Annotated in this window: 10 protein-coding genes and 1 pseudogene; 2 read left to right on the top strand and 9 right to left on the bottom strand. The window is 70.1% G+C overall.

What is annotated here, in order from left to right:
- Positions 1-17: 17 nt before the first annotated feature.
- Genes AC1DVT_RS14295 through AC1DVT_RS14280 form a run of 4 tightly spaced genes read right to left on the bottom strand, consistent with a single transcriptional unit; the run spans position 18 to position 3142 of the window.
- Positions 18-431: a Fur family transcriptional regulator gene (locus AC1DVT_RS14295; protein ID WP_457099698.1), complete on the bottom strand. Its 414-nt coding sequence runs from the start codon at positions 429-431 to the stop codon at positions 18-20.
- A 10-nt stretch (positions 432-441) separates the two neighbouring features.
- The gene (locus AC1DVT_RS14290; RefSeq protein ID WP_477389712.1) at positions 442-1365 is read right to left on the bottom strand and encodes a metal ABC transporter permease; all 924 of its coding nucleotides are present in this window, start codon (positions 1363-1365) and stop codon (positions 442-444) included.
- A complete protein-coding gene (locus tag AC1DVT_RS14285) occupies positions 1362-2195 on the bottom strand; it encodes a metal ABC transporter ATP-binding protein (RefSeq protein WP_477389710.1) in 834 nt (277 codons plus the stop codon). Before AC1DVT_RS14285 ends, AC1DVT_RS14290 begins: the two co-directional genes overlap by 4 nt.
- On the bottom strand, positions 2192-3142 hold the full coding sequence (locus tag AC1DVT_RS14280) for a metal ABC transporter solute-binding protein, Zn/Mn family (protein WP_477389709.1): 951 nt from the start codon (positions 3140-3142) through the stop codon (positions 2192-2194). Before AC1DVT_RS14280 ends, AC1DVT_RS14285 begins: the two co-directional genes overlap by 4 nt.
- A 123-nt stretch (positions 3143-3265) precedes the next feature.
- On the opposite strand from AC1DVT_RS14280, the gene AC1DVT_RS14275 reads away from it, so the two are divergent.
- Positions 3266-3904: a DUF2238 domain-containing protein gene (locus tag AC1DVT_RS14275; RefSeq protein WP_477389708.1), complete on the top strand. Its 639-nt coding sequence runs from the start codon at positions 3266-3268 to the stop codon at positions 3902-3904.
- Between the two features lie 31 nt (positions 3905-3935).
- Here AC1DVT_RS14275 and AC1DVT_RS14270 read toward each other — a convergent pair whose 3' ends face one another.
- The 4 genes from AC1DVT_RS14270 to AC1DVT_RS14255 form a co-directional block, all read right to left on the bottom strand.
- On the bottom strand, positions 3936-5309 hold the full coding sequence (locus tag AC1DVT_RS14270) for a dihydrolipoamide acetyltransferase family protein (protein ID WP_457099703.1): 1374 nt from the start codon (positions 5307-5309) through the stop codon (positions 3936-3938).
- A gap of 30 nt (positions 5310-5339) precedes the next feature.
- A complete protein-coding gene (locus AC1DVT_RS14265; RefSeq protein WP_457099747.1) occupies positions 5340-6305 on the bottom strand; it encodes an alpha-ketoacid dehydrogenase subunit beta in 966 nt (321 codons plus the stop codon).
- Between the two features lie 149 nt (positions 6306-6454).
- On the bottom strand, positions 6455-7603 hold the full coding sequence (locus AC1DVT_RS14260; RefSeq protein ID WP_477389707.1) for a thiamine pyrophosphate-dependent dehydrogenase E1 component subunit alpha: 1149 nt from the start codon (positions 7601-7603) through the stop codon (positions 6455-6457).
- A gap of 4 nt (positions 7604-7607) precedes the next feature.
- Complete coding sequence (locus AC1DVT_RS14255; protein WP_477389706.1) at positions 7608-8711, bottom strand: histidinol-phosphate transaminase; 1104 nt, start codon at positions 8709-8711, stop codon at positions 7608-7610.
- Positions 8712-8822: 111 nt separating this feature from the next.
- Between AC1DVT_RS14255 and AC1DVT_RS14250 the strand changes: the two genes are divergently transcribed.
- Positions 8823-9215, top strand: a complete 393-nt coding sequence (locus AC1DVT_RS14250; RefSeq protein WP_457099706.1) for a phage holin family protein — start codon at positions 8823-8825, stop codon at positions 9213-9215.
- On the opposite strand, the pseudogene AC1DVT_RS14245 reads toward AC1DVT_RS14250, so the two are convergent.
- Positions 9187-9827: pseudogene (locus AC1DVT_RS14245) on the bottom strand (hypothetical protein); the annotation flags it as partial. The gene AC1DVT_RS14250 and the pseudogene AC1DVT_RS14245 overlap by 29 nt on opposite strands.

Below are 9827 nucleotides of genomic sequence, written 5' to 3'. Positions count from 1 at the left end.
GCGCACCGGGCGCGCACTCAGCGCGCGTCACGCTCGCTCGCCCGCGCGGCCGTGCACGCGGCGCAGAGCCCGAAGATGTCCACGATGTGCTCCGCCTCGGTGAAGCCGTGCGAGGCCGCGGTCTGCCGCGCCCACTGCTCGACATCGGAGGCCGCGATCTCGACCGCGATCCCGCAGGACCGGCAGATCAGGTGGTGGTGGTGACCTCGCGTCGTGCAGGCGCGATAGAGACTCTCGCCGTCCGGACTCTGCAGCGAGTCGGCGTCGCCCTTGGCTGCGAATCCGGCGAGCGCCCGGTACACGGTGGCCAGGCCGATACCGGTGTTCTCATCGCGGAGGGTGGCGTGCAGGCTCTGCGCGCTGACGAACCCAGGCGCATCGGCGAGCGCTTCGCGCACCCGCTCGCGCTGCCACGTGTTGCGCTCGACCATGGCCGCGATTCTACGCGCGGCCCGCGGGAGCGGCCTGAGCGGACCCGGYATCGAGCGAGAGGGCGGATGCTTCCCGCCGCGCCTTCTCGACCCGTCCGCGGCGCGCGCCGATGAGACGGCAGACGACGTAGATGAGGAAAGAGAACGTGGTGATGTAGGGGCTCACCGGCAGCGTGCCGGCGATCGCGAGGAGGATGCCGCCGACGGCCGCGGTGAAGCCGAACAGGGCCGACAGCACCGGCACCGACACGGGGCCGGAGGCGACGCGCATCGCGGCGGCCGCCGGTGTCACGAGCAGTGCCATCACCAGAAGTGCGCCGATGATGTGCACGCTGACCGCGACGATGAGCCCGAGGACGAGCAGGAACCCGATCGACACCGCGGTCGTCGGAACGCCCCGGGCCGCGGCGGAGACCGGATCGAGCGAGTCGAACCGCAGCGGGCGCCACATGAGCACGAGCGCGATGAGGGCGATGGCGCTCATCGCGATGAGGAGGCCGAGCTGGTCGTTCTGGACGGAGACGATCTGCCCCGTCAGCAGACTGAACTGACTCGAGGAACGGCCCTCATAGAGGGACAGGCAGAGGATGCCGAGGCCGAGGCCGAACGGCATGAGCACCCCGATGATCGAGTTGCGGTCACGGGCACGGGCGCCGAGCCATCCGATCAGCAGGGCGGCGACGACCGAGCCGACGAGTGAGCCCGTCACCACGTCGAACCCGAAGAGCAGCGCCGCCGCCGCGCCGGCGAACGAGAGCTCGCTGATGCCGTGCACCGCGAATGCCATGTCGCGCTGCATGATGAACACGCCGATCAGACCGCCGACGAGGCCCAGCACGGCGCCCGCCCACACCGAGTTCGACACGAGGGCGAGGATCTCGCCATAGACCGGAAGGCCTCCGAACATGGCCTCCCACATGTCGTCCCAGGTCATGCGTGCGCTCCCGCGTCGGCGTCGTCGTCGTCCTCATCGTGGTGGTGGTGCGGCTCTTCGACGTCGGGCGCGCCCACCACCACGAGGCGTCCCCCGGCACGGAGCACGTAGACCGGGGCGCCGTAGAGATCGCTCAGCACGCGCGAGTCGAGCACCTCATCGGGCTTTCCGAGCATGAAGCGCCCGCCCGCGAGATAGAGGATGCGGTCGACGCTGCGCAGCACCGGGTTGATGTCGTGCGTCACGAACAGGACCGCGGCATCCGTCTGGCGCCTGTGACTGTCGATGAGCGCCACCACCGCCTGCTGGTTGGCGAGGTCGAGGCTCGTGAGGGGCTCATCGCACAGCAGGATGCGCGGGTCATCGGCGAGCGCCTGGCCGATGCGCAGGCGCTGCTGCTCGCCCCCCGAGAGCAGCCCGACGGGGCGGTCGGCGAACCGCTMCGCGCCGACCGAGCGGACGAGGGCCTCCACGCGCTCGCGATCGGCCCGCCGCGGGAAGGGGATGCCCCACTTGTGTCCGTCCACACCGAGCGAGACGAGGTCGCGCCCGCGCAGCGACGTATCGCGCGGCAGCGGCCGAGACTGCGGAACGTAGCCGATCCGCCGGTTTCCCCTGGTGCGGACGGGAGCGCCGAGCGCGGTGATCGTTCCGGATGACAGCGGCTCGAGGCCGAGGATGGCGCGCAGGAGCGTCGTCTTTCCCGAGCCGCTCGGGCCGAGGACCGCGATGAACTCGCCGGGCTCGACGGTGAGGTCGAGCCCCGACCAGAGCTCACGCTCGCCCCGGCGCAGGGAGGCGTCTTCGATCCGCAGCAGGGCGTTCGTCACTCCTCCAGAGCCTCCTGGATCGCTGCGATGTTGTCCTGCATCCACGAGAGGTAAGTCTGGCCCTCTGGGAGCGTCTCAGTGAACTCGACGACCGGGATGCCGTTCGCTGCGGCCTCGTCGATCACCTGGGTCGTCTCGGCGCCGCCGGTCTGCGCGTTGACGAAGACGATGCGCACGTCGCCGCCCTCGAGGAGCTTGATCGACTCGAGCAGGATGGCGGGCGCGACATCCAGACCCTCTTCGACCGCCTCGCTGAAGGCCGGCGGGGTGACATCGGTGAGGCCCGCGCCCTTGATCAGGTAGTACGGGATCGGCTCGCTGACGAAGACGTCTTCACCTGCGTGGGCGGCCTCGATGTCGTCGAGCGACGTCTCGAGCGTGGCGATCTCAGCCTCGAGCGCAGATGCAGCGGAGGCGAAGGCAGCCGCGTCGTCCGGGCTCAGGATGCTCAGCTCGGCGGCGATGGCCTCGACGAGATCGCTCATCGCGGTCGGGTCGTACCAGACGTGCTCGTTGAAGCCGTCGACGTGCTCGTGCTCGTCGGCATCCGCACTGTCGTCGTGGGAGCTTCCGCCGGTCCACTCGGAGGAGAACTCGACCGCGGTGAGGACGGTGGCGCCGGTGCCCGACGACTCGATGAGTCCATCGATGAACGGGTCGTAGCCACCGCCRTTCTCGATGACGAGGTCGGCATCGGCGACGGCGAGCTGGTCCTGCGCGCTCGCCTCGAAYGAGTGCGGGTCCTGCGCGTTCGACGTGATGATCGACGTCACATCGACCAGGTCGCCCGCGATCTCCTCGACCAGCTGCCCATAGACATTCGTCGATGCCACCACGTCGATGCGCCCGTCGTCTTCTGCGTTCTCCGCCTCTGCGCCGGCGCACCCGGTGAGCAGGAGAGCGGATGCCGCGGCCAGCGCGGCGGCAGACAGGCGGGGCGAAGGCATGCCGCAACTCTACCGTTAGTGATAATCGTTCTCAACTTCGCGGGGACCGATGCGATCTGCGGGCAGCAGGGCGGATATTCTGTGCGCGATGCGAGCCACCCGAGGCCGCGGGGGAGTGCAGGGATGACGAGCATCACGAAGACCACGGCAGCGGCTCCACCGATCGTCGCGCGGGTGCGCACTTCGGCGCTGCTCGCGCTGCCGTTCCAGATCGGGTCGGTCGCCCTGGCGCTCTTGCTGGCGGCACTCGGAGCCGAGGTCGAGCTGCCGCTCACGTTCCTGCTGATCCTGGCGTACTGGGCGCCGCTGCTCGTGGAGCTGGTCTTCCGCACGACGATGCCGTGGCCGCTCCAGGTCAGCTACCTGTCGTTCATCGCGGCGGGCTCGTTCGCCGGCAGCGCCCTGCACGTCTACTGGTACTTCCCGCTGTGGGACGTGATCGTGCACTTCTACTCGGGCGTCATGCTGGCATGGCTCGGACTGTTCATCGCGCGCCGCGCAGAGGAGCAGACGGGGTCGCACCTGCCCCGCTGGTTCTCGCTCACCGTGACCCTGCTGACGCCGATGGCCTTCGCCGCCGCCTGGGAGATCTGCGAGTTCGCGAGCGACATCCTCATCGGCACCACATCCCAGCACGGGCTGAGCGACACCATGAGCGACATCGTCGCGGGCACGCTCGGCGGCGTCTTCGCGATCATCCTGCTGCTGCTCACGCGACGTCCGCGCTCACTCGCGCCGGCGTCGCTTCTCGCCCCACGCTGAGGCCTCAGCCGGTCGCTGAGACCCCAGCCGGTCAGTCGAGGAGCAGCGCGGGCTCTTCGAGGATCGACGCGACGTCGGCGATGAAGCGCGACATCCCGTCGCCGTCGACCACCCGGTGATCGAACGACCCGGCCACGGTCGTCACCCACCGAGGGCGCACCTCGCCGTCGACGACCCACGGCTTCTGGCGGATCGTCCCGAGGGCGACGATCCCGGCCTCGCCGGGGTTGATGATCGGGGTGCCGGCATCCATTCCGAACACCCCGATGTTGGTGATCGTGATGGTGCCGCCGTGCTGGTCGGCGGGCGCCGTCTTGCCTTCGCGCGCCGTGAGCGTGAGCTTCTCGAGCGCCCGCGCGAGGTCGCGCAGGCTGAGATCCTGCGCGTCCTTGATGTTCGGGACGAGGAGGCCGCGCGGAGTCGCCGCGGCGATGCCGAGGTTGACGTAGTGGCGCACGCGGATCTCGGCACCAGCGTCGGTGTCGACCCACGCGGCGTTGACCATCGGCGTACGGCGCACGGCCCAGATGACCGCGCGCGCCATGATCAGCAGCGGCGACACCTTGACGTCGGCGAAGTCGGTCGAGCCCTTGAGCCGGCGGACGAGCTCCATCGTGCGGCTCGCGTCGACGTCGGTCCACACCGACACGTGCGGGGCGGTGTACGCCGAGCGCACCATGCCCGATGCGACGGCCTTGCGCACACCGCGCACCGGGATCGACTCCTCGCGCACATCGGTCGACGGCGCGGTGGCCGGCGCGGCGGGCCGGGCGACGACGGTCGCCGCCGGCTCCGACACCGCGATCGTCTCTTCGCGGACGTCCGGCCACTCCGGCGTCTCGATGTTGCGGAACACGCTCGCCTGCGACGCGTGCCGCACGACATCCTCGCGCGTGACTTCGCCCGCGGTGCCGCTGGGCACCACGTCGACAAGCTCGACGCCGAGATCACGGGCGAGTTTGCGGATGGGCGGCTTCGCGACAACGCCGACGGATGCCGCGACCGGCCGCTGCGCTGGACGCCGACGCCGCGACTCGACGTGTCCGGCAGTGCCGTAGCCGACGAGAACGGCGCCGCCAGGCTCGGCGTCGGCGGCGGGCTGGCCGTGCTCGGACTGTCCGATGACGAGGGGAGAGGCATCCGTCCCGTCCGCCGATCCGCCCGGTGCAGCGGCGATCGTGATGATCGCCGTGCCGACGTTGACCGTGTCGCCTTCGGCGGCCAGCAGCGACTCGACTCTGCCGCCGAACGGCGACGGCAGCTCGACGAGCGACTTGGCCGTCTCGATCTCGACCAGCACGTCGTTGACGGAGACCTCGTCGCCGGGGGCCACGCGCCACGAGACGATCTCGGCTTCGGTCAATCCCTCACCGACGTCGGGGAGGAGGAAGGTCTGGGTGCTCATTCGGCATCCTTTCCGAAGGCCACGAAGGCCTCAGTACGCGAGGGCTCGATCGACTGCCTCGAGGATCCGGTCGGCATCCGGCAGGAACGTGCCTTCGAGCTTGGCCGGGGGGAAGGGCGCGTCGAAGCCCGACACGCGCATGACCGGCGCCTCGAGTGCGTAGAAGGCCTTCTCCATGACGGTCGCGGCGACTTCCGAGCCGAGGCTCGTGAAGCCGGGCGCCTCCTGCGCGTAGACCATGCGGCCGGTGCGCCGCACCGAGTCGAGGATCGGGCCGTAGTCGATCGGCGAGAGCGAGCGCAGGTCGATGACCTCGCAGCTCGTCCCCTCGGACTCGGCGAGCGCGGCGGCCTGCAGCAGGGTGCCGACCATGGCGCCGTGCCCGACCAGCGTGACGTCGGTGCCGCGGCGCACGAGCCGTGAGGCGTGCAGCGGCAGGGCGCGGGCGGTCGTGTCGACCTCGCCCTTCTGCCAGTAGCGGCTCTTCGGCTCGAGGAAGATCACCGGGTCGTTCGAGGTGATCGCGTCCTGGATCATCCAGTACGCGTCATTCGGCGTCGAAGGGCTCACGACCCGCAGGCCCGGAGTGTGGGTGAAGTACGCCTCGGGGCTCTCCTGGTGGTGCTCGATCGCGCCGATGTGCCCGCCGTACGGGATGCGGATGACGACCGGGAGCTGCAGCGACCCCTCGTGCCGGTTGGTGAGCTTCGCCAGCTGCGACGTGATCTGGTCGAACGCCGGGAACACGAAGCCGTCGAACTGGATCTCGCACACCGGACGGAACCCCGCCATGGCCAGTCCGATGGCGGTGCCGACGATGCCCGATTCGGCCAGCGGGGTGTCGAGCACGCGCCGCGGGCCGAACTCGGCGGAGAGGCCCTCGGTGATGCGGAACACGCCGCCGAGCGGGCCGATGTCCTCACCCATGAGGAGCACACGATCGCTGTCTGCGAGCGCACGGCGCAGGCCGGCGTTGAGGGCGCGGCTGAGCGGCATGGTCTCGATGCCGGTCGAACCGGCGTCGTCGGCGACGGCCGTCCCGGTCACTGGCGCGGCATCGGTCACTGAGCCTGTCGAAGTGCCGGTCGCCGGCGCCGTGCCGGTCACTGAGCCTGTCGAAGTGTCGGTGCTTGTCGAAGTGTCGGTCACGATGCGCCCTCCTCGAAGGATGACTCGTAGTCGGCCAGCCAGCGCCGCTCCTCGGCGATCAGCGGGTGCGGCTCGGAGTACACGTGGGCGAACATCGAGTCGGCCTCGAGGCCGCCGAGCTGGGTGGTCCGTATGCGGGCGTCATCTGCGACCGCGACCGCCTCGTCCTCGACGTCGGCGAAGAACGTCGCGCCGGCTCCCCGACCCTCGAGGTAGGCGCGCATGCGCTGGATCGGATCGCGCCGGATCCAGGACTCCTCCTCGGCGGAGGTGCGGTACTTCGTGGGGTCATCGCTTGTCGTGTGCGCGCCGACCCGGTAGGTGAGCGCCTCGATCGCGCGCGGGCCGGCGCCGCCGCGGGCCTCGTCCAGTGCCACCTTGGTGACGGCGTAGCTGGCGAGCACGTCGTTGCCGTCGACCTGGATGCTCGGCATCCCGTAGCCCTGCCCACGCAGATACAGCGGGGAGCGCGACTGGGTCGTGACGGGCACGGAGATCGCCCACCCGTTGTTCTGCAGGAAGAAGACCTCAGGGGTCTGATAGCTCGCGGCGAACACCATGGCCTCATGGATGTCGCCCTGGCTGGTCGCGCCGTCGCCGTAGTAGACGATCACCGCTTCGTCGCGTTCTGGATCGCCGGTGCCGGAGCGTCCGTCGAAGACGAGGCCCATGGCGAGGCCGGTCGCGTGGAGGGTCTGCGCGCCGAGCACCAGCGTGTACAGGTGCACGTTGCCGTTCTTCGGGTCGAACGGGTCCCAGCCGCCATGCGTCAGGCCGCGCATGAGCCGGATGATGTCGACCGGGTCGACCCCGCGGATGCGGGCCACGACGTGCTCGCGGTACGACGGGAAGAAGTGATCCTGCGGGCGGGCGGCGCGCGCCGAGCCGACCTGCGCGGCCTCCTGGCCGAGGCTCGGCGGCCACAGGGCGAGCTGCCCCTGTCGCTGCAGGTTCGTCGCCTGACGGTCGAAGGCCCGGATCACGACCATGTCGCGATACAGCGTCTCGAGCTCCGCGTCGGGGAGCGCGTCGATGAGCGCGAGATAGGGCTCCGCCGCGGCCGTRGGCGCGAACGTGCCGTCGGCCGCGAGAACGCGGACGAGAGGGGCGTGGGGTTGTGGAACCGATGCGTCGATCGAGGTCACCGCTCTACGCTATCCCTCGCGCTGGATGGCTTTCTGGGAGGGTCCGGACAACGGATGCCGCGATCCCTAGGATCTTCTCCACAGACTCGGGCTCGCCGACGGAGATTCGGATGCCGTCTCCCGCGAAGGGGCGGACCACGAGGCCGGCGGCGGTGAACTGCTCGGCGATCGCGAGCGTCTCGGCCCCGGTGGGCAGCCAGACGAAGTTGCCCTGGGCCTGCGGCACCGCCCAGCCGAGCGCGCGCAACCCGGCGACGAGCTCGTCCCGCCGCGCCGCGATGACGCCGACGCGCTCGAGGAGCGCGGCCTCCTCGGCGAGACTCGCGATCGCCGCGGTCTCGGCCTGGGCCGTGACTGCGAGCGGGATCGCGGTGGTGCGGGCGGCGTCGAGGATCCGCGGATGACCGATCGCGTACCCGACGCGGAGACCTGCGAGCCCGAACGCCTTCGAAAACGTACGCAGCACGACGACGTTCGGGTGCGCTCCTTCGGCCAGCACGCGCCGACCGTCCACCGCGTGGGGGTCGGTCACGAACTCCACGTAGGCCTCGTCGAGGATCACCAGCACGTCGCTCGGAACCGCCGCGACGAACGCATCGAACGCCGCCTGGGTGACGATCGTGCCGGTCGGGTTGTTCGGGGTGCACACGATCACGACCCGGGTGCGCTCGGTGACCGCTGACGCCATCGCAGCGAGGTCGTGGGTCGCATCGGGGAGCAGCGGCACCTGCACGGGCGTCGCGCCCGCGATCAGGACGAGCCCGGGGTAGGCCTCGAAGGACCGCCAGGCGTACAGCACCTCGTCGCCGGGGCCGGCCGCGGCGAGGATCAGCTGCGCGAGGATCGAGACGCTGCCGGCGCCGACATGGACGGACTCAGTCGTGACGTCGAACCGGGCGGCGAGGCGCTCGCGCAGGCGCGTGGCCGCGGCATCCGGGTATCGATTGAAGGATGCCGCATCGTGAACCGCGTCGAGCACTCCGGGGAGCGGGTCGAACGGGTTCTCGTTGCTCGACAGCTTGAAAGCGCCGGGGCCGGCCTGCGTGCCCTGCTTGTACGGCGGCAGCGCGGCGATCTCGGGGCGGATGCGAACAGGAGCGTCGGTCACCTTGAGAGTCTACGGACGTCATATTCCCGCGGCGGCAGGTCATCGCGCCGCCGAATCGGCTCGCGCAGGAGCCTGTGCCGCGCGCGCCGGTCGTGGCAGACTGACCGAACTATGGGCTTCCTCATCCGCGTGGTCATCAACGCGTTCTCGATCTGGGTCGTGACACTCATTCCCGCGCTCGGCGTGACGGTCGTCGCGTTCCCACCCGGCGGCACGCTGCAGTACGTCCTGACGCTGCTGCTCGTGGCGGCGATCTTCGCTCTGGTGAACACGTTCATCGGCACGGTGATCAAGCTGCTCGCGCTGCCGCTCTACATCCTGACGCTGGGGCTCATCTCGCTCCTCATCAACGGCTTCCTGCTGTGGCTGACCGCGTGGATCACCCACTGGTGGAGTTGGGGACTGCGCGTCGATGACTTCTGGTGGGGCGTGGTCGCCGCGATGGTCATCGCGATCATCAACTTCATCTTCGGCATCATCCTTCGCCCCCAGCGGAAGGACTGACCCGCTCGGCGCGGTACTCCGTCACCTCGACGGATGCCGCGTCGCCGAGCTCAGCGAAAACCCCGCGCACCGCGTCCATGCGCGGGTCGGCGGATGCGTCGAGCATGGCCGCGGTCTCGGTGTACTCGGTGAGGTGGTGGGGCGCCAGAAGGTCCACCCCGAGGGCAGGGTCGGCGGTGCGCTCGGCGACGAAGCTGCCAGGGGCGCCCACGGTCTCCGACCTGCCGCCGCCGGCCAGAGCGGCGATCGGGTCGTCGGAGTGGCGGATCGTGACGCTGAGCGTGTCGCCTGCGACCTCCGGATCGACCGKGGAGCCGAGGCTCACGAGCGTCCGGACGTCGTAGCCGCCTTCCACCGCGAGGTGCGCGCCGATCATCGCGCCCTGCGAGTGGCCGATCGCGTGGACGACGTCGCCCGGCTGCGCGCCCGCGTCGGCGAGCGCCTCGAGGACCGCGTCATACGACGAGGACCGCTGGCCGGCGGCGAGCTGGACGTCGGACAGTGCATCGAACGGCTGCTCGCCGCCGAAGTCGCCTGACCGCGTGCCGGCGATGTAGACCGCGAACTGCCGGGTGCCATCCGGCAGGGTGTACCGCTCGACCCGGATGGCGG

The sequence above is a fragment of the Microbacterium sp. P2_F9 genome (genome assembly GCF_056403635.1).
This window is presented reverse-complemented; position numbering and strand designations above follow the sequence as displayed.

Excerpts from the sequence above, each read along its gene's own strand:
- AC1DVT_RS14275 (WP_477389708.1), top strand. The coding sequence starts at position 3,266 with ATGACGAGCATCACGAAGACCACGGCAGCGGCTCCACCGATCGTCGCG.
- AC1DVT_RS14270 (WP_457099703.1), bottom strand. The coding sequence starts at position 5,309 with ATGAGCACCCAGACCTTCCTCCTCCCCGACGTCGGTGAGGGATTGACC.
- AC1DVT_RS14265 (WP_457099747.1), bottom strand. The coding sequence starts at position 6,305 with ATGCCGCTCAGCCGCGCCCTCAACGCCGGCCTGCGCCGTGCGCTCGCA.
- AC1DVT_RS14295 (WP_457099698.1), bottom strand. The coding sequence starts at position 431 with ATGGTCGAGCGCAACACGTGGCAGCGCGAGCGGGTGCGCGAAGCGCTC.
- AC1DVT_RS14250 (WP_457099706.1), top strand. The coding sequence starts at position 8,823 with ATGGGCTTCCTCATCCGCGTGGTCATCAACGCGTTCTCGATCTGGGTC.